This window comes from Haloarcula halophila (genome assembly GCF_029278565.1).
Taxonomy (GTDB): domain Archaea; phylum Halobacteriota; class Halobacteria; order Halobacteriales; family Haloarculaceae; genus Haloarcula; species Haloarcula halophila.
On the sequence record NZ_CP119559.1, the window covers coordinates 476,975 to 494,054 of the forward strand.

The 17,080-nt window shown below is 66.9% G+C and carries 21 protein-coding genes; 9 read left to right on the forward strand and 12 right to left on the reverse strand.

What is annotated here, in order from left to right; all coding sequences use genetic code 11:
* Positions 1-31: 31 nt before the first annotated feature.
* The 6 genes from P0204_RS02495 to P0204_RS02520 all read right to left on the reverse strand — a co-directional run bounded on the left by P0204_RS02495 (position 32) and on the right by P0204_RS02520 (position 3,768).
* Positions 32-640, reverse strand: coding sequence for a CDP-alcohol phosphatidyltransferase family protein (locus P0204_RS02495; protein WP_276221361.1), 609 nt, complete (start codon positions 638-640; stop codon positions 32-34).
* Positions 637-1,143, reverse strand: a complete 507-nt coding sequence (locus tag P0204_RS02500) for an adenylate kinase family protein (RefSeq protein WP_276221363.1) — start codon at positions 1,141-1,143, stop codon at positions 637-639. Before P0204_RS02500 ends, P0204_RS02495 begins: the two co-directional genes overlap by 4 nt.
* Positions 1,140-2,222: a histidinol-phosphate transaminase gene (gene hisC / locus P0204_RS02505; protein ID WP_276221366.1), complete on the reverse strand. Its 1,083-nt coding sequence runs from the start codon at positions 2,220-2,222 to the stop codon at positions 1,140-1,142. The genes P0204_RS02500 and hisC overlap by 4 nt, the downstream gene beginning before the upstream one ends.
* Positions 2,223-2,287: 65 nt before the next feature.
* Positions 2,288-2,494, reverse strand: coding sequence for an HVO_0649 family zinc finger protein (locus tag P0204_RS02510; RefSeq protein ID WP_276221368.1), 207 nt, complete (start codon positions 2,492-2,494; stop codon positions 2,288-2,290).
* 64 nt (positions 2,495-2,558) lie between these two features.
* On the reverse strand, positions 2,559-3,395 hold the full coding sequence (locus P0204_RS02515) for an NAD-dependent epimerase/dehydratase family protein (protein WP_276221369.1): 837 nt from the start codon (positions 3,393-3,395) through the stop codon (positions 2,559-2,561).
* A gap of 43 nt (positions 3,396-3,438) precedes the next feature.
* Positions 3,439-3,768 carry a hypothetical protein gene (locus P0204_RS02520; protein WP_276221371.1) on the reverse strand — a complete coding sequence of 110 codons (330 nt, stop codon included), beginning with the start codon at positions 3,766-3,768 and terminating at the stop codon, positions 3,439-3,441.
* Positions 3,769-3,916: 148 nt separating this feature from the next.
* On the opposite strand from P0204_RS02520, the gene P0204_RS02525 reads away from it, so the two are divergent.
* On the forward strand, positions 3,917-4,372 hold the full coding sequence (locus P0204_RS02525; protein WP_276221372.1) for a transporter: 456 nt from the start codon (positions 3,917-3,919) through the stop codon (positions 4,370-4,372).
* On the opposite strand, the gene P0204_RS02530 is transcribed toward P0204_RS02525, so the two are convergent.
* Both P0204_RS02530 and P0204_RS02535 read right to left on the reverse strand, forming a co-directional pair.
* Positions 4,369-6,003: a GMC family oxidoreductase gene (locus tag P0204_RS02530; protein WP_276221374.1), complete on the reverse strand. Its 1,635-nt coding sequence runs from the start codon at positions 6,001-6,003 to the stop codon at positions 4,369-4,371. The two genes, P0204_RS02525 and P0204_RS02530, sit on opposite strands and share 4 nt — an antisense overlap.
* 48 nt (positions 6,004-6,051) lie before the next feature.
* On the reverse strand, positions 6,052-6,825 hold the full coding sequence (locus P0204_RS02535) for a fumarylacetoacetate hydrolase family protein (RefSeq protein ID WP_276221376.1): 774 nt from the start codon (positions 6,823-6,825) through the stop codon (positions 6,052-6,054).
* 177 nt (positions 6,826-7,002) lie between these two features.
* Here P0204_RS02535 and P0204_RS02540 point away from each other — a divergent pair, with 177 nt between their 5' ends.
* Genes P0204_RS02540 through P0204_RS02560 form a run of 5 tightly spaced genes read left to right on the forward strand, consistent with a single transcriptional unit; the run spans position 7,003 to position 12,033 of the window.
* Positions 7,003-7,734, forward strand: a complete 732-nt coding sequence (locus tag P0204_RS02540) for a prephenate dehydrogenase/arogenate dehydrogenase family protein (RefSeq protein WP_276221377.1) — start codon at positions 7,003-7,005, stop codon at positions 7,732-7,734.
* Positions 7,731-9,128: a small ribosomal subunit Rsm22 family protein gene (locus P0204_RS02545; RefSeq protein WP_276221379.1), complete on the forward strand. Its 1,398-nt coding sequence runs from the start codon at positions 7,731-7,733 to the stop codon at positions 9,126-9,128. The genes P0204_RS02540 and P0204_RS02545 overlap by 4 nt, the downstream gene beginning before the upstream one ends.
* A gap of 37 nt (positions 9,129-9,165) precedes the next feature.
* A complete protein-coding gene (surE, locus tag P0204_RS02550; RefSeq protein ID WP_276221381.1) occupies positions 9,166-9,963 on the forward strand; it encodes a 5'/3'-nucleotidase SurE in 798 nt (265 codons plus the stop codon).
* A gap of 44 nt (positions 9,964-10,007) precedes the next feature.
* The gene (locus tag P0204_RS02555; protein ID WP_276221383.1) at positions 10,008-11,057 is read left to right on the forward strand and encodes a lysylphosphatidylglycerol synthase transmembrane domain-containing protein; all 1,050 of its coding nucleotides are present in this window, start codon (positions 10,008-10,010) and stop codon (positions 11,055-11,057) included.
* A gap of 52 nt (positions 11,058-11,109) precedes the next feature.
* Positions 11,110-12,033 carry a DMT family transporter gene (locus P0204_RS02560; RefSeq protein WP_276221385.1) on the forward strand — a complete coding sequence of 308 codons (924 nt, stop codon included), beginning with the start codon at positions 11,110-11,112 and terminating at the stop codon, positions 12,031-12,033.
* 4 nt (positions 12,034-12,037) lie between these two features.
* Here P0204_RS02560 and P0204_RS02565 read toward each other — a convergent pair whose 3' ends face one another.
* A complete protein-coding gene (locus P0204_RS02565; RefSeq protein ID WP_276221387.1) occupies positions 12,038-12,766 on the reverse strand; it encodes a sulfite exporter TauE/SafE family protein in 729 nt (242 codons plus the stop codon).
* Between the two features lie 120 nt (positions 12,767-12,886).
* Between P0204_RS02565 and P0204_RS02570 the strand changes: the two genes are divergently transcribed.
* Entirely contained in the window at positions 12,887-13,279 is a 393-nt protein-coding gene (locus P0204_RS02570; protein ID WP_276221389.1) for a CopG family ribbon-helix-helix protein, read from the forward strand.
* Positions 13,280-13,282: 3 nt separating this feature from the next.
* On the opposite strand, the gene P0204_RS02575 is transcribed toward P0204_RS02570, so the two are convergent.
* Positions 13,283-13,843, reverse strand: coding sequence for a sugar O-acetyltransferase (locus P0204_RS02575; RefSeq protein WP_276221391.1), 561 nt, complete (start codon positions 13,841-13,843; stop codon positions 13,283-13,285).
* A gap of 92 nt (positions 13,844-13,935) precedes the next feature.
* Here P0204_RS02575 and P0204_RS02580 point away from each other — a divergent pair, with 92 nt between their 5' ends.
* Together P0204_RS02580 and P0204_RS02585 are read left to right on the forward strand one after the other, a co-directional pair.
* Complete coding sequence (locus tag P0204_RS02580; protein ID WP_276221393.1) at positions 13,936-14,526, forward strand: arsinothricin resistance N-acetyltransferase ArsN1 family B; 591 nt, start codon at positions 13,936-13,938, stop codon at positions 14,524-14,526.
* A gap of 554 nt (positions 14,527-15,080) precedes the next feature.
* Entirely contained in the window at positions 15,081-15,761 is a 681-nt protein-coding gene (locus tag P0204_RS02585; protein ID WP_276221395.1) for a carbonic anhydrase, read from the forward strand.
* Positions 15,762-15,908: 147 nt separating this feature from the next.
* Here the strand turns inward: P0204_RS02585 and P0204_RS02590 are convergent, their stop codons facing one another.
* Both P0204_RS02590 and P0204_RS02595 read right to left on the reverse strand, forming a co-directional pair.
* Complete coding sequence (locus tag P0204_RS02590) at positions 15,909-16,202, reverse strand: chorismate mutase (protein ID WP_276221397.1); 294 nt, start codon at positions 16,200-16,202, stop codon at positions 15,909-15,911.
* Positions 16,199-17,056, reverse strand: a complete 858-nt coding sequence (locus P0204_RS02595; RefSeq protein ID WP_276221400.1) for a shikimate kinase — start codon at positions 17,054-17,056, stop codon at positions 16,199-16,201. Before P0204_RS02595 ends, P0204_RS02590 begins: the two co-directional genes overlap by 4 nt.
* Between the last annotated feature and the right edge of the window lie 24 nt (positions 17,057-17,080).

Consider the following 17,080-nt stretch of genomic DNA (forward strand, 5'->3'; position numbering starts at 1 on the left):
GGAGTGTATAAATGGTGTGCCGGCGATCGTGTCAGTCCAACGCCCGCATCGAGTGATAGAACCGCTGGACAGCGGTGAGATGCCCGACCAGTGCGAAGACCACGAGGAGCCAGCCGACGAGCGAGAGGCCAGCGGGCCGGGCCTGGACGAACGCGGCGATGCCGGTGACGACACCGACGAGCGCTAGCCGGTCGGCCCGGCCGAGCACCCCACCGTAGACACGGTCCAGTCCGACAGCCTGGGCCTGTGTCCCGAGATACGAGGTCATCAGGACGCCGGTGACGGCCGCGATACCGAGCGCCCACCGGTCGATTCCGGCGGCCAGGCCGACGATGATCGCGATGTCGGCGTAGCGGTCCAGGACGTGATCGAGCAGATCACCGCCCGAGGAGGCCACGTCGAGTTCCCGGGCGAGAGCGCCGTCGACGAGGTCCAGCCAGCCGTTCGCGAAGACCAGTACAGCCCCGAGCAGGTACAACAGGGGGTCCCGCGTCGCCACGCCGTAGACGCCGCCTGCAGCCACCGCCAGCAGGAAGGCGATGACACTCACGCCGTTGGGCGAGAGGCCGGTCATCCGGGCGGCGCTGACGAACGGCCCCAGTGCGCGGTCGGCGAGGGGTCTGAACCGGTCCAGGGTCATAGCCAGTCGACGTACGAGACGGTTCCCGCACTCGGTTCGCGCTCGCCCTCGATCACGGACTCGATGGCCGCCGCCACCTCGTCGGGGTCGCTGTCGGTCGTGACGACCTCGTAGACGGCATCGGTCCCATGACGGTCGACGGCTTCCGAGAGGATCACGTCCAGGGCCTCCGACTCGGCATTCTCGGCGGCCTTGGCCTCCTCGTCGCCGCGGCTGCGCAGCCGGTCCGCGACGGTCTCGGGGTGGGCTCGGAGGACGACCACACGGTCGGCGTCGAAGTGGTGTGCCAGGTGAGACTCGAAGACGACGTCCTCGTGACCGTCGAGCCAGTCGGCCACCGCGTCGAGGTCGGCGACGAGACTCCCGCGTTCCTCGTCGACGCCGGTCGAGAACCCCTCGGAGGTGACGACGTCGTTGAGATGGACTACGTCGAGATCGGTGTCGAGTCGCTCGGTCGCCGTCGTCTTGCCCGTCCCCGGTGTCCCGGTCACAGCGACTCTCACGCCTCTGTCACCTCGACGATCCCGTTGAGTGTGTCGACGGCCCGGCGCGTGTCCTCGCGGGTCCCACAGGTGATCCGAACGCAGTCGGGGAGGCCAAACGAGGAGCAATCCCGCAGGATGACCCCTTGTTCCTGTGCGGCGTCGGTGACAGCCTCGGCGTCCCCGACTTCGGCGAGGACGAAGTTCCCCGCGCTCTTCCAGGTGTCCGCGGCGAGTTCGTCGTAGATGTACTCCCGGGCCCACGCGGCCGTCTCGACGGATTTGCGAACGTGTTCGTCGTCGTCCATCGCCGCCAGGGCGGCCCGGCAGGCGAGTTCACTCGCCGAGAAGGGCGTGTTGATCCGGGCGTAGGCGTCGGCCCAGGTCTCGGGAACGATCGCGTAGCCGATCCGGACACCGGCGAGGCCGTAGGCTTTCGAGAACGTCCTGAGGATCGCGATGTCGTCGCGGTCAGCCAGCAACGACCGTTTGCTCGGCCGGTCGGAGAACTCGCCGTAGGCCTCGTCGACGACGACGAGTGTCTGCTCGTCAGTGTCCTCGGCGATCTCCCGGACTGCGTCGGTCGAGAACTCCGCACCGGTCGGGTTGTGTGGGCTCGTGAGGTAGACGATCCGCTCGCCGTCGTAGTCCTCCAGGACTGTCTCGGCCGTCTGCGCGAAGTCGTCGGCCTTCGAGAGACTATACTCGGCGACGGTCCCGTGATGATAGCGAGCGCTCATCGGGTAGTACGCGAACCCGGGGTTGGGGACCAGCACACGTTGCCCCGGGTCCAGCATCGCCCGGGCGAGACAGTCCAGCGCCCCGTCACCGCCGTTCCCGAGCCAGACCTGCTCGGTCTCACAGTCCCAATGATCGGCGATCCTCGCCACGAGGTCGGCGTGAGAGGCTTTCGGGTACGAATGCATCCCCTCTGCCGAGCTCCGGATCGCGTCGACTGCTGCCGGGCTCGGCCCGAACATGTTCTCGTTGGAGGCGAGTTTCACGAGGTCGCCGGGATCGATCCCGAGTTCCCGGGCGACTTCTTCGATACCCCGGCCCGCCCGATAGACCGTGTGCGACGAGAGATCGCGTGGCTCCATGGATGTGCCAAGCGGGTGGGGCGGCTTAAGAGTGACCACCTGTTCCGGGCGCTGGAACGGCCGGTCTACCCGAGGATCGAGAACGTGTGTTCGCGCTCGGCGTCACAACTCGGGCAGGTGTGGCGGTAGACGATCTTCCCGCCGTTGGTCCGGCTCTCCCAGTTGCCGGCCTCGTCGACGAAGCCACACTCCGGACACTTCTTTCTCGTTCCCTCGTAGCGGCTCTGGATGCGTGCCAGCGGCGACGCACCGCCCTTGCGGTTTGTTGCCATAGAACATAGTTCTTCGTAGCGGTAAATAAATCTTCACCTCGTCGAAACCAGCCTGGAACGACACTCACTCGGGCGGTCCGTCCCACTGCTCGCCGTCGTCCCGTGGTTCGTACCCGATCGTCTCCCGGGCGTGGTCGAGATCGTCGAGCCACCGCCGCTCGTTGCCACTGACGCCGTAGAAGTGGTCCCACTCGACGGAGTCGTCGTCGAGGCAACACGCGACCATCTGTGCCAGATCGCGCCGGGACTGCCAGAGCCCCTTCATGCGTGCGACCCACTTCTCGTAGGCATCACTTCCCCGTTCCCAGCGACCCTCGTCGACGCCGTATTCGGCGTCGCCGTAGGGATGGTCGTACTCCGGGTTCCGGATCGTCCCGAGACGGAGACCGTAGACCCTGATCCCGTGGGCTTCGGCGGCGAGACGACCGAGATCCTCCCCGTAGCTCTTCGTGAGCCCGTACGGGGAATCGGGCCGGTGTGGTTCCTCGTGGCCGGCGACGATGCCACGGTCGTGGTAGACCTCGGGAGCGTTCTTGGCCTCGACCATCCCGACGGCGTGGTTCGAGGAGGCGAAGAGGATGCTGTCCAAGCCGGCGTCGATCGCCGCCTCGTAGACGTTGTGGAGCGCTTCGAGGTTCTCGGCCTGTGCCGTGTTCCAGGTCAGCGCTCGGGAATCGGGGCCGCCCGTGCCCGGAATCAACGCCAGATGGACGACAGCGTCCTGCCCCTCGAAGTGGGGGCGGATCTCGTCGTACTCCCGGATGTCGGCCACGACCGTCTCGTGGGGGCTGGGCACGTCCTCGATATCTAGAAGAGTGAACGTGTACCGATCGTCGTCACCGAGATGGTCGGTGATCGCCGTCCCGACGGTTCCGTGTGCGCCAGTAACGAGAACGTCCATACACTATCGGGGGGACGGCTTGTGGTTATCCCTTTCCCCGTCGTCACTCGATCGGGAGCGCCTCGATGTCGATCTCGAACTGGAGCGTCCCGTCGACGACCTCGCGATCGACCGGAACCCGCTTGCCGGTCAGTTCGTCGACTTCGTCCGGTGCCAGCCCGTAGGCGTCCAGAAACCGCTTGAGGTCGCAGTTAGCGCCCCAGACCGGCGGGCGTTTGAAACACTGCTCCAGGGAGGCACCGCCGGGCAGTTCCATGTGGAGACAGACCTCGTGTCCTTCCTCGGTCACGTCCGTGATCTCGACCGTATCGAGGTTCCCGTTCGTCCGAACACGGGAGAGCGCATCGGCCGTGTTGTCGATGTCGCCTGGCATATCTGTTCGTGGTAGCGCCGGCGGTGAAAGCTTTTCACATACCGGGACGGTGGAACGACACCGCGACGGTCGACAGCTTCGGGGACGGTCCCGGCCGTCAGGCGGGCGAAAGCAGGACGTTCAAGACGGTCCCGTCCGACCACCGTCCATGAGCATCGTCGATGCCGCGATCTTCGGAACCCACCTCGTGTTCGCGGGGCTCTGGTCGGGGAGTGTCCTGTTTACTGTTTACGCCGTGTTACCGGTCGCGATGGACGGCGACGCCCGGGTACGGGCACTCGAACCCGTCGTGGGGAAACTCAAGATCGTCTCGCGGACGAGCGCGCTAATACTGTTGTTGACCGGCGGTCACATGGCCGCGACCCGATACACGGCGGCGTCACTGACCGGGAGCGGTCGGGGACATCTCGTCCTGACGATGGTCGCGCTGTGGTTCCTGCTGGCCGGCCTCGTCGAGGTCGGCGCGTCGAAACTCTCCGACGGGTTCGAACAGAAGAAGGTCGGAGAACCGGCCCGCGAGGCCCGGCCGTTCCTGCTCGGGGCCGCCGTCGTCGCTGTCCTCCTGTTGCTCGACGCCGGCGCCATCCTCGGGCTGTACTACTAGAGACGCTCGTCGACGTGGTCGGCACATTTCAGCGCCAGCGCACCGATCGTGAGCGTCGGGTTCAGCGATCCCGCAGTCACGAACACCGACGAGGAGGCGATCGAGAGGTTCGCCAGATCGTGGGTCCGCAGCGTCGGCGTGACGACGCTCTCGGCGGGATCGGTCCCCATCCGGGTGGTCCCCATGTGGTGGTAGGCGGGACCGGTCGCGTCCGGCCCGATGGTGCCGCCGATCTCCGCGCCGAGTTCCGTCAGGATCGCCCGCTGGATCTCGTTGGCCCGCCTGAGCGAGCGCTCGACCCGGGGACCGAGTGACCACTGGATGTCGGGGACCGGGTTGCCGTGGTCGTCGGTCTGTGAGGTGTCCAGCGTCACGCGGTTCTCCTTCCTGGGTGGCTGTCCGACGAGTCCGCCCATTGCGATGTGCGTTCCGTAGGCTGCCCGGAGATCGGCGAGCAGTTCGTCACCCCAGGACTCGCCGCCGAGGGCCATCTCGACCGGGGAGGGGCCGGCGTAGTTCAGGAACTCCAGTTTGATCGGCGAGAGCGACTCGTCGGCCGACTCGACGACCGTCTCACCGGTGTCGGCACGCTCGACGGCCTGGCCGGGGTCGTCGTAGAACTGGTGGCTCTCGCTCGTGATGAACCCGACGTGGTTCTGGCGGGTCTCCTGGTCTAAGACGCCGTCGGCCCCGGCGTAGAGGTGTTCCATGAAGTACTGGCCTACCACCCCCGAGGAGTTAGCGAGGCCGTCGGGATGCTGCTCGGACTGTGACAACAGCAACAGCCGGGGGATCTCGACGCCGCCGGCCGCCAGGACGAACTCCCGGGCGGGCTGTCGGTGTTCGGTCCCGTCCGGTGTCGCGTAGACGGCGGCGGTGACTCCGCCCTCGCCGTCGGTCTCCAGACGCTGGACGGGGGCACGATCGACGATCCGTGCGCCGGCCGCCTCGGCGTCCCGGGCGTGGACGCTGGCGTCGTACTTCGCACCGGAGGGACAGACCGGCTGACAGGTCCCGTAGCCCACACACTGGCTCCGACCGTCGTAGGTCTCCGAGTTGCGTGCGTTCGGCACCGAGTGGGTGGCGATCCCGAGCGACTCGCAGGCGTCGGCGAACAGCGAGTCGCTGTAGGAGGGCGGGAACCCCGGCATCGGATAGGGGGTCTCCCGGGACGGCGCGAAGGGGTTGTCGGCGTCGCCGGCGACGCCCATCGCTTGCTCGGCTTCGGCGTAGTAAGGCCGGAGGTCGTCGTAACTGATCGGCCAGGCCGGGTCGTCGGTGTCGTGGCCCCCCTCGAAATCCGTCGGGTGGAGCCGCATCACCATCCCCTGCCAGTGTAACGTCGACCCGCCGACGCCTTTCACGCGGGAGATGTTGAGCGGGTAGTGTCGCTCGCCGTTGGCGCTGTAGGCGTCTCGCTCGCCCCCCATCTCCCAGACATCCCGGCCGTCGCCCGGTCTGATAGCCCGTTCCATCCGCTCCTGGCGGGAGTCGAAGTCGAAGCGGGGGCCAGCTTCCAGGACGACCACGTCGTGGCCCTCGCTAGCGAGTCGACTGGCGACGAGTGCACCCGCGGGGCCGGCGCCGACGACACAGACGTCCGCGCGGTCTGACGGCTCGCGCTGCTCCATCTCGTCGCTGGATTAGGCAATCCTAAACTTATGCGTTGCTATGCGCGATTACGGGATCTTGACCGAGTGTTCGAGCGTGCCGACGCCCTCGATCTCGATCTCGACGGTGTCGCCGTCCGAGAGCGGGCCGACGCCTTCGGGCGTTCCGGTGGCGATTACGTCACCCGGTTCCAGGGTCAGGTACTCGGTGATCTCCGCGATGAGTTCCGGGATAGAGAAGATGAGGTGTTCACGGGAGGAGGACTGGCGGGTCTCGCCGTTGACCCGACACTCGATGGTCGCGTCCTCGGGGACGTGTTCCGGCGTCGCGACCAGGGGACCGATCGGACAGGCGTTGTCGAAGGCCTTCCCGCGGACCCAGTTCTGTTCGCGGTTCTGATCGTCGCGGTTCGAGATGTCGTTGACGCAGGTGTAGCCCGCGACCACGTCCATCGCGCCGGACTCGGAGACGTTCTTGCACTGTTCGCCGATGACGACGCCCAGTTCCGCCTCGTGATCGATCCGTTCCTTGCCCGAGGGCAGCGTGAGCGTGTTGCCGTGAGAGGCGATGGCGTTGGGAGCTTTCAGGAACAACATCGGCCGGTCGGGCAGCTCCTCTTCCATCTCGTCGGCATGCTCAGCGTAGTTACGGCCGATACAGACGACTTTCGTGGGCTCGCAGGGAGGGAGGATATCCACCTCGTCGGGGTCGTAGCTCTCGTCCCCGAAGGCGATGCGGCCGTAGGGGCCGGCCGCGGCAGTGACGACAGGCTCACCGTCCTCGACGGTCCAGCGGCCGCCTCGGACGTTCCCCCCGGAGTCACGGAATCGAACGCGCTTCATGGCTTGCTCCACTCTCTGGTGACGGATAAGCGTTTAGGAGGGGGCGTCCGGACGCCCTCTGTCGATTTCGACGGGCGTCTACGTCGGTATCGTCAGAGTGGGAACCGACGGGTCGTTCGCCACCCGTCCCACGGGTGACCGAACGCCTTTTGAGACGGGGCGGGCTACGCCCGGTCGATGAACGTTCTCGTCGTCGGCGCGGGCGCGATGGGGCGGTGGGTCGCCGGGACGCTCCGGGATCACGCCGACGCGACGGTCGCCTTCACCGACACCGATCCGAGCGCTGCCGACGCCGCTGCCGGGGCCGTCGGCGGCCGCGCCGTCGAGACCGACACCGACGAGCGCTTCGACGTGGTCTGTCTGGCCGTCCCGATGCCGGTCGCACGGGTCGCCATCGAGGAGTACGCGCCCCTGGCGACCGAGGCTGTCGTCGACGTGACCGGGAGCATGCGGGAACCGGTCGAGGCCATGCGGGCGGCCGCGCCCGACGTCGAACGGATGAGCCTCCACCCGCTTTTCGCCCCGGACAACGCCCCCGGAAACGTCGCCGTCGTGAGAGACGCCGGGGGACCGACCGTTCAGCGGCTCAGGGAGGCGCTATCGGCGGCCGGGAACGCGCTCTTCGAGACGACCGTCGAGGAGCACGACACCGCGATGGAGACCGTCCAGGCCGCTGCCCACACTGCCGTCCTGGCGTTCGCGCTGGCCGCCGAGGACGTCCCCGAGTCGTTCCACACGCCGATATCGGCCGGGTTGGCCGACCTCGTCGAAGCCGTCACCGGCGGTGACCCCCGCGTCTACGCCGACATCCAGCGGGCCTTCGACGGCGCTGGCGGGGTGGCCGACGCCGCCCGCCGTCTGGCCGACGCCGACCCCGAGGAGTTCGCCCGCATCTACGAGGAGCTATGAACGCCGACACACGCCGACAGATCCGCGAGAACGCCCAGTACCTCCGGAGCGTCCGTCCGCTCGACCCCGAGGAGATCCACGAGTACGTCGAGGACCGCCCCCATCCCGCGGTGGTCCGGCAAGTACTCCGGGAGGAAGCGTTCGACCTCGCCATCGTCGAGCGCGAGGACGGGACATTCGTGCCGGCCCCGGAGGAACCGCTGTCGGTCCCGTTCCACGGCGTCGACTCGTTCCCGACGCCGTACGCCCGCGCCGTCGAGGACCTGCTCGTCGAGGAGTTCGGCCCTGACTGGCACCGCGGGGACAGCGGCGACCGACTCCGCGAGCCCATCCGGGACACCAAGGAGCGGTACCTCCAGGGCGCGTCAGTCGAGTACGACCGGCTCACCGCGCTGGGGTACGCGATCTACCACCTCCCGGACTACTACGCGACCGCCCAGTACCTGCTGGCCGATCTCGCTCGTGACGGCCTGCTCCCGTCCAGACTCCGGATGCTGGACGTCGGTGCCGGCGTCGGCGGCCCGGCGCTTGGCCTGCTCGATCTCCTGCCCGAGGACGGACTGCTCGACTACCACGCCGTCGAACCGAGCGCGGCAGCGGACGTACTGGAGCACCTCTTGGAGAGCGCGCCGCCACACGTCGAAACGACGATCCACCGGGAGCAGGCGGAACAGTTCGACCCCGAAGGACCGTTCGACCTGATCCTCTTCGGGAACGTCCTCAGCGAACTCGACGATCCGGAAGCGACTGTCCGCCGGTATCTCGGCGTTCTGGAGGACGACGGGACGATGCTGGCGATCGCTCCGGCCGACCGCACCACCGCGACCGACCTCCGGCAGACGGAACGGGCCGTCGCAGACGACGGTCCCGCGACCGTCTACGCCCCGACGGTCCGGCTCTGGCCACACCAGCGTCCGAAGGGAGACTGTTGGTCGTTCGACCGCAAGCCCGACATCGACGTTCCGGACCTCCAGCGCCGTCTGGACGACGCCGGCGGCGGGACGGGAGAGTTCGTCAACACCGACGTCCAGTACGCCTACAGCGTCCTCCGGACTGACGGGCGGACCCGCATCGAGATGACCCCAGACCGCGGAGTCCACGCACCGATGGCCGACGCCGAGGAGTTCGTCACCGACCGGGTGAACCTCCTGGCGATCAAGTTGAGTCCGGACCTCTCGGAGGGAGGGAATCCGCTGTTCCTGATCGGCGACGGTAGCGAGGCCACCGACCACTTCGCGGTCCGGACCGACGCCTCGATGCTCAACGCCGACCTGGTCGAAGCCGACTACGGGGACCTCCTCTCGATCCAGAACGGGCTGGTCCTCTGGAACGACGACGAGGCGGCCTACAACGTCGTCGTCGACGGCGAGACGGTCGTCGACCGGGCGCGCTGAGCGGTGGGCTTTTCTCCCGGACAGCCCGACGAAGGGTATGGACGAGGACGAACCGGCGATCCTGTTGACGAACGACGACGGCATCGACAGCGCCGGGCTGCAGGCGTTATACGAGGGGCTCTCGGCGGTCGGCGACGTCACTGTCGTGGCTCCGGCCGAAGACCAGAGCGCCGTCGGCCGAGCGATCTCCCACGAGGTCGAGGTCCGCGACCACGAACTCGGCTACGTCGTCGAGGGGACGCCGACCGACTGTGTCGTGGCAGGGCTGGAGGCACTCCTCCCCGAGACCGACCTGGTGATCGCGGGCTGTAACCGCGGGGCCAACCTCGGGGCGTACGTGCTGGGCCGCTCCGGAACCGTCAGCGCCGCCGTCGAGGCGACGTTCTTCGACGTTCCCGCGATCGCCGTCTCGATGTACATCCCCGTCAGGGAAGACGCCGCCTTCTCCGACATCGAGGCCAACGGCGACAGCTACGGCGAAGCGGCGCGTGCGACCACGTACCTCGCCGATCACGCCCTCGGCGCCGGCGTCTTCGAGCAGTGTGACTACCTCAACGTCAACGCGCCGGTCGCCGAGTGGGGACCCGCGGACATCGAGATCACACGTCCCTCACAGCTCTACCAGATGGACGCCGTCCACGACGGCGACGCGGTGACGCTGCACGACCGGATCTGGGAGCACATGGCCGACGGCGATATCCCCGACCCCGAGGGGACCGACCGGCGTGCCGTCGTCGACGGGAAAGTCAGCGTCTCGCCGCTGACTGCACCACATACCACCGAACATCACGAAGCGCTCGACGCGCTGGCCGAGACCTACGATCCGGAAGCCTGACCGCCGATACGTTCAAGACTCTCGCCGACGCCGCCTGTAGTACGATGGCGACCGCCACCGAAGGCCACTCGATCCAGTTCAGACAGGTGGCCGGTATCGTGCTGGCGGTTGCACTGATCGCACTTCTGGTCTTCGGGCTCGATACCGGTGCTATCGTCGACACCCTCGCCAGTGCCGATCCGGCGCTCGTGGTCCTCGCTGTAGCGACCTCACTCGCCGCCCAGTTGTGCTGGAGTCTGACGACGGCGACGCTGCTGGCGGGGACGAACGACTCGCTTCCCCGCCACCGCGTTCAGTTGGGCTATCTCTCGGGCACCTTCGGCAAACAGATCCTCCCGCTGGGGAACGTCGGCGGAACGGCCATCCTCGCGTACGTCATCTCCGAGGACCTGGGCCAGCGGTTCAGGGACGTCTTCGCGGCGGTCACTGCAAGCGAGTTGGTCATCTTCGCCGGGTCGCTGGGCGTCGCCGCCCTCGGGCTCTTCGAACTGGTCCTGTGGCCCCGTCCGGGGTTCGACGGACCGGTGGTCCTGGGAGGGTCCGTGGCGATACTGGCTGTCCTCGTCGTCGGCAGTGCGCTCGTCGCGTACCGCCGTGGCGCCGTCGGGACGCTCGTCGTCGCCACTGCCGCTGGCGTTCACTGGGCGCTCTCGCCGTTCTCCGAGCGTGTCGCACGGCTCGTCGAGCCAGCGCGAGTCGGGACTGCCGTCGAGTCGTTTCTCACGGGATTCGAAGCGGCGACGGCCGACAGGCGCCGGGTCGCGGTCGCAGCGCTGTTCGGGGTCGCCGGGTGGCTCGCGTTCGGCCTGGCGCTGTACTACGGCCTCGTCGCCGTCGACATCTCGCTCCCGCTCGGACTGGCGCTGTTTCTGGCCCCCGCGAGCGGGGTGGCGACACTCCTCCCGACGCCGGGCGGGCTCGGAAGCTCGGAGGTCGGGCTCACCGCCGTGTTCACGCTGCTGACGGGCGCGTCGCTGGAACAGGCCGCTGCCGGGGTGCTCCTGTATCGCCTGGCGACGTACTGGCTGATCCTGACGATCGGTGGCCTGGCGAGTGTGTACCTCTCGGCGTCGGTCTGGCACGCACTGGAGTAGCTTCGATGGTCAGGGTTATGCCGCCGGACACGAACTGGGAGACATCGAGCCGATGCGCTTCAGGAACGCACTACTGTTCGTCGCGTTAGCTGTCGCCTGGGGGAGCGCGTTCACCGCGATCAAAGCCGGCCTGGACTACTTCCCGCCGGTCCTCTTTGCCGCGTTCCGGTACGACCTCGCTGGGCTCCTGATGCTCGGCTACGCCGTCTACGCCACCGACCGCTGGCGACCCCGGACCCGGCCGGAGTGGACGCTGGTCGGGATCGGCGGGCTGTTCATGATCGCCGCCTACCACGCGTTCCTCTTTGTCGGCGAGTTGGGCGTCACCAGCGCCGTCGCCGCGATCGTCGTGAGTCTCTCGCCGGTCCTGACGACCGCCTTCGCTCGTGTGTTCCTCCCCGAGGAGCGCCTCACCGCACTGGGTGTTGTCGGCCTGCTCGTCGGCTTCGTCGGCGTCGCCGTGTTGAGCAACCCCGAGCAGGGTGCGCTCGTCACGAGCCGAACCGTCTCGCTGTTTCTCGTCTTCCTGGCTGCGACCGCGTTCGCCCTCGGAAGTGTCCTCACCCGCCGCGTCGACGCCGATCTCCCGATCGAGACGATGGAGGCGTGGTCGATGCTGCTGGGCGCTGGCATCATGCACGGTGCGAGCGTCGCCATCGGGGAGTCGTTCGCGGCGGTCCGCTGGGAGCCACGTGGGATCGTCGCCCTCGGATATCTCGTCGTCGTCGCGAGCGCGCTGGGCTTTCTGGTCTACTTCGATCTGCTGGAGCGGCTCGGCCCCATCGAGATCAACCTGGTCTCCTACGCCGCGCCTATCGTCGCCGCGATCACCGGCGTCCTGTTCCTGCCCGAAGAGTTGACTGCGGCGACCGTCGCCGGCTTCGCGCTCATCTTCGCGGGGTTCGTCCTGCTGAAACGCGAGGCGATCAGCGCGGAACTGATCGGGACTGGACGGCCCACAGAGGGGGACCACTGAGCGTTCAGAACAGGCCCGTGACGAATCCGATTCCCATCAGGACCAGTACCGCTGCCGAGAACAGGGGGAGATACGGCGTGATCCGCTCGACTTCGTCTTCGTAGCGGTCGTAGCCGGCCAGCAGCAGCGCCGTCAGCCCGACGATCCCGGCGATCACGGTGACGGCGTACGCGCTCATCAGTTCCAGACAGTAGTTCGATCCCGCACAGAGCGCGATGATTTCGAACTCCTCCTCGTGTGCAAACCCCAACAGGAACGCGGCCCAGGCGATGCTGAGCAGTCCGCGGTCGGCAGCCGTCGAGAGCGATCCGTGATCGTGGTGCCCGTCGGACCGCGTGTGGCCGTGACTGTCGGCGTAGTCGTGCGTGTCACCGTCGCTGATCCCGTGACTGTGGTCCCCAGCGTACTCCCGGATGCCGAGCACGATCAGGAGGACACCGGCGACGACGCTCACCGGGCCGCCGATCTGGAGGCCGGCGACGGTCAGCGGCTCGTCGACCTGCGTCAGCGAGAAGTACGACTTCGCGTAGAAGAACACGCCAACCATCGCCAGGCTGCTCACGAGATGGCCCAGCCCGAGGATGGTGCTCGCGGCGATACCGGAGACCCACTCGTTTGACTGCTCCATCGCGTAGGCGGCCGCGACCGGCCAGCCGTGGCCAGGTTCTATTCCGTGGACCGCTCCGAGGGCGACGGCACCGGCGAGGAGGCCGGCCAGTTCGCGCTCGATCATCACGAGCGAACGTAGCACCAACGGCCCGTTAAGGGTAGTTAATACCCGTTCGGGGGGATCGTCATACGATCGCAGGTGAGCCGGCGGTGTTCATGTGTCTCCCACGAGCAGAGTCCGACGATGCGAACGAGTTTCAACGTCCCCGACGAGTTGGTCGGAACGTTCGACCGAGTCTGGGAAGACCAGGGCCTCGACAACCGCTCGCGAGCGGTCCGGGAAGCGATGCGGGAGTACATCGAAGCCCACTCCCGGTTCGAGGAGCGATCCGGCGAAATCGTCGCGCTCGTGGGCTTCGATTACCGCCACCACGACGTCATCGAGTCGCTCCACACCGTCCAACACGACTACCAGGACGTGATCCTGAACACGAGCCACACCCACCAAGGCGAGTGGTGTCTGGAGTCGCTGTTCTGTCGCGGACCGGCCCAGCGGGTCCGGGCGCTGACCAACAGACTCCGTGACTTCGACGCCGTCGGCCGCGTCAAGGTGATGATGATACGCGACGACGATTGACAGCTACTCGTCGATCTCACGGACCACCGTCGCCGGGTTCCCCTGGACCACCACGCCCGCGGGAACGTCCTCGGTGACGACCGCGCCCGACGCGACGACGCTGCGGTCGCCGACCGTTACGCCCGGGTTCAGGACGGCCTGGCCGCCCATCCAGACGTCGTCGCCGACCGTCACGGGCTTGCCGTACTCGATCCCCGCGGCGCGTTCGGCCGGGTCCAGCGAGTGTGTCGCCGCATAGACCTGGACGCCCGGCCCCAGCAGACACCGGTCGCCGAACTCGACCCGACAGATGTCGAGGAACACGCAGCCGAAGTTCGCGAAGAAGTCGTCGCCGACGTGGATCTGTTCGCCGTAGTCACAGCGAACCGGTGGCTCGACGACGATCGATTCGCCGATCGATCCGAAGAGCGTGTCGAGCAGCTCCCGCCGCCGACCGTCTGCGCCGGGATCGGTCCGGTTGTACGTGCGGGTCAGTTCACGCGCCCGTTCGCGCTCGGCGACCAGTTCGGGATCGCTCGGGTCGTATCGCTCGCCGGCGAGCATCTTCTCCTTCTCGGTGGGCATACCTCCGATAGACACAGCGGTAGGTTAACGGCTCGGGCGACTCGGCGACGAGTTCTTTCGACTTATATTCGTTCCCGCGTTACCCCGGACAGATGGTCGAGATTCGGCTCGCCAGACCGGCCGACGCGCCGGCCTGTCGTGAGATCTACGCACCGTTCGTCCGGGACAGCGCGATCACCTTCGAGACCGACCTCCCGAGCGAGGCGGCGTTCACCGAGCGTCTCACCGAGACCCTGGAGCACCGTCCCTGGCTCGTCTGTGAACACGACGGGCAGGTGCTCGGATACGCCTACGCCAGCCCACACCGGAACCGGGACGCGTACAAGTGGGCAGTCGAGTCGTCGGTCTACGTCGCCGAGGACGCCCGCCGTAGCGGTGTCGCCCGCGGGCTCTACCGGTCCCTGTTTGCCGTCCTGGAACGACAGGGGTACCGGAACGTCTACGCCGGGATCACCGTTCCGAACCAACCCAGTCGGGCCTTCCACGAGGCCATGGGATTCGATCGGGTCGGGACCTACGAGAACGTCGGCTACAAACACGGCGAGTGGCACGACGTGGAGTGGTGGGGCCGCACGCTCCAGGGCGACGACGAAGCTCCCTCCGAACCAACTCCGCTCGATTCGCTGGTCCAGGACCGAAAGGTGTCGGCTCTGGCGACCGGAGCGGACGGGATTTCGCTGTGAGAGGGCTGTCGAACAGGAGCGCACGGTCTATACAGTCGTCGTGCGCAGTGCTGTAGCAGCAGCCGATCGTCCTGCTGTCGGTCGATCCGGTGTCCACTAGTTTCGATCTCGACGCGAAGGGATCGAATCACCTTCGAAGCCGGTGTGTACCGCTCAGGCGGTCATCCAGTCGTGTTCTGGCTGACTATCAACGAAGATCGGTCCGTCGCTCGCCACAGTCACGGTTTGGGCTGGCAGTTCGAACCAGAGTGGCCACGGACTGGGACTGTGGTCCGCAAGTTGGTCCAGGCGTCCAGGTCGCTGTAATCGCCGCGTGGACTCTCCGCCTCGTCCGGTCCAACGTCCTTGCTATCGGCGACGGCCTCTGTAATCGCCGGGAGCAGGGGGCGGACCGTATCGGCGGTTGCAGTGATAGATTATAAACGGAAATCTCCTACCTGTCAGGATGTGGCTGGGGAGGAGACCGATCTGAATAGGCGGATAACACGGTGTGTAGACCGTTCGGTGACACCCCGACCACCAACTGCTATATCCCTCGAAACTGTGGATTCCGTATGAACCAGGTGGTCGCCGAGTTACTCGCCAATAACGCCGAACACGCCGATTCGTTTCGATCCCGGTTCGGCGACGTGCAGGACGCACAACATCCCGAAGCCGTCACTGTCTGCTGTGCTGACTCGCGTGTCCTGCAAGACCACATCTTCGGCAACGACGACCCCGGCCGTCTGTTCACCTGTAGCAACATCGGGAACCGCGTCGTCCAGCGGACCGCATCGGGCGAGGCCGTCTCCGGCGACGTGCTCTATCCGCTGGCACACACCGGCACCAAGACCGCCGTGGTCGTCGGTCACACCGGCTGTGGGGCCGTCACCGCGACGTACGACGACCTGACCGAGGGTCTCTCGGAGCCCCCGGGGATCGAACACTGTCTCGGCCTGCTCAAACCACACCTCGAAGCCGGCGTCGACGCACTTCCCGACGACGTCGATCGCCCGGGCGCGATCAACCGGCTCGTCGAGTACAACGTCGATCGGCAGGTGGAGTTCCTCCGCGAAAGCGACGACGTAGCCGACGACGTCGACGTCGTCGGCGTCGTCTACGACTTCCAGGACGTGTACAGCGACCGCCGTGGCGAACTCCAGGTCGTCAACGTCGGCGGCGAGACGAGCGTCGACACGCTCCGTGAGCGGTACCCCGAGATCGGGGATCGGATCGATCGCCTCTGGGAGTACTGAGCGGGCAGTGCTGCGAGGGCGCCAGTTCCGTGACACGTCGATACGGGCCGTGCTGTCGGTAGCCGACGCTTCGGTCCGGACTCCTCAGTCCGTCGAGCCTCGTGAGGAACGGGACGGATCTTCCGAACGGTATCGGTTAACTGACTCTCACCGGTTCTCTCGCTGTTCGACCTTGTTCAACTCGATGAGCAACCGGAACATCGCCTTCACCAGGTTCGCGTCGACGTCGAACCGGCGGGCGTTCTCGCCGGCGCGGTCCATCACGGCCTGTTCCTGTTCCTCGTCGGTCGTCGGCAGGCCCCGTTCGTCTTTGACTTGCGCGATCGTGTCGGCGACGTAGGTCCGCTGTGCGATCTTCTCGACGATCTCGCGGTCGATAGTCCGGATCTCGTCGCGCAGTTCCTCCAGGGACATGTCCTCGGGGGTTGGCTCTGAACTCATACTGTCTGTGTTCCCGCTGTCTGTGTGGTCGTCAGTAGCGTCTCTCCGTCTCGGCGGTCCCAGTAGGTCTTGACGGTTTCGAGTGCCTCACGGTCGCCGACGGCGGTAAACGAGGGGCCGGTCCCCGAGAGTGAGACGCCGTCGACGGCTGCCATCCCCTCGACGAGTGGATCGGTGTCGTACCCCAGCGCGGCACAGAACGCCAGGCCGTTGACCGTCATCGCCCGCTGGTACTCCCCGTCCAGTGCGAGGTCCTCGACCAGTCGGGCCATCGGAGCGATCTGTTTACAGCGCTCGACGTCGGCGTCCGCGGAGAAGGACTGCTCGGGCGGGGACCAGACCAACACGTCCCACTCGACGGCCTCGCGGGAGAGCAGGTCGTCGGTCTCGTTGTCGGTGACGGTGACCCCGCCCAGCATCGAGGCCGAGGCGTCGTCGAACGCGCCGGTGATCGTCACGCCGGCGTCCCGGGCTGCCATCACGCCGAGTCGGGCCATATCCGCACGCGACATCTGGTCGGTCGCGTCGAGGGCGTCCAGCGTCGCCATCACCGTGGCGTTGGCGGCCGCGCTGGAGCTTTTCAACCCGGAGGCCATCGGGACCTCACTCTCCGTATAGACGTGGCCGCCACTGGCGTCCTGGTCGCCGTGGGCATCGATGACGTATTCGACACAGCGTTCGATCAGTCGCGTATCCGCCTCGGGCGCGCCGTCGATCGCGCCGGTGACGCCGGTCTCCGTCGTCACCTCGACTGTCGCAGTCGTGTACTCGTCGATAGCGAACGCCGATCCGCGCCCGGTCGCGAGGGCGTTGAGGACGGTGCCCGCCGCCGGTGCCACTGCCTTACCTTCCATCGACCGCTACTCCCGTCCGGGAGT

Coding starts and splice junctions, on each gene's coding strand:
- P0204_RS02570 (WP_276221389.1), top strand. CDS start 12,887: ATGCGAACGAGTTTCAACGTCCCCGACGAGTTGGTCGGAACGTTCGAC.
- hisC (WP_276221366.1), bottom strand. CDS start 2,222: ATGGAGCCACGCGATCTCTCGTCGCACACGGTCTATCGGGCGGGCCGG.
- P0204_RS02495 (WP_276221361.1), bottom strand. CDS start 640: ATGACCCTGGACCGGTTCAGACCCCTCGCCGACCGCGCACTGGGGCCG.
- P0204_RS02560 (WP_276221385.1), top strand. CDS start 11,110: ATGCGCTTCAGGAACGCACTACTGTTCGTCGCGTTAGCTGTCGCCTGG.
- P0204_RS02545 (WP_276221379.1), top strand. CDS start 7,731: ATGAACGCCGACACACGCCGACAGATCCGCGAGAACGCCCAGTACCTC.
- P0204_RS02555 (WP_276221383.1), top strand. CDS start 10,008: ATGGCGACCGCCACCGAAGGCCACTCGATCCAGTTCAGACAGGTGGCC.
- P0204_RS02510 (WP_276221368.1), bottom strand. CDS start 2,494: ATGGCAACAAACCGCAAGGGCGGTGCGTCGCCGCTGGCACGCATCCAG.
- surE (WP_276221381.1), top strand. CDS start 9,166: ATGGACGAGGACGAACCGGCGATCCTGTTGACGAACGACGACGGCATC.
- P0204_RS02520 (WP_276221371.1), bottom strand. CDS start 3,768: ATGCCAGGCGACATCGACAACACGGCCGATGCGCTCTCCCGTGTTCGG.
- P0204_RS02580 (WP_276221393.1), top strand. CDS start 13,936: ATGGTCGAGATTCGGCTCGCCAGACCGGCCGACGCGCCGGCCTGTCGT.
- P0204_RS02515 (WP_276221369.1), bottom strand. CDS start 3,395: ATGGACGTTCTCGTTACTGGCGCACACGGAACCGTCGGGACGGCGATC.
- P0204_RS02575 (WP_276221391.1), bottom strand. CDS start 13,843: ATGCCCACCGAGAAGGAGAAGATGCTCGCCGGCGAGCGATACGACCCG.
- P0204_RS02590 (WP_276221397.1), bottom strand. CDS start 16,202: ATGAGTTCAGAGCCAACCCCCGAGGACATGTCCCTGGAGGAACTGCGC.
- P0204_RS02540 (WP_276221377.1), top strand. CDS start 7,003: ATGAACGTTCTCGTCGTCGGCGCGGGCGCGATGGGGCGGTGGGTCGCC.
- P0204_RS02525 (WP_276221372.1), top strand. CDS start 3,917: ATGAGCATCGTCGATGCCGCGATCTTCGGAACCCACCTCGTGTTCGCG.
- P0204_RS02585 (WP_276221395.1), top strand. CDS start 15,081: ATGAACCAGGTGGTCGCCGAGTTACTCGCCAATAACGCCGAACACGCC.
- P0204_RS02530 (WP_276221374.1), bottom strand. CDS start 6,003: ATGGAGCAGCGCGAGCCGTCAGACCGCGCGGACGTCTGTGTCGTCGGC.
- P0204_RS02595 (WP_276221400.1), bottom strand. CDS start 17,056: ATGGAAGGTAAGGCAGTGGCACCGGCGGCGGGCACCGTCCTCAACGCC.
- P0204_RS02535 (WP_276221376.1), bottom strand. CDS start 6,825: ATGAAGCGCGTTCGATTCCGTGACTCCGGGGGGAACGTCCGAGGCGGC.
- P0204_RS02565 (WP_276221387.1), bottom strand. CDS start 12,766: ATGATCGAGCGCGAACTGGCCGGCCTCCTCGCCGGTGCCGTCGCCCTC.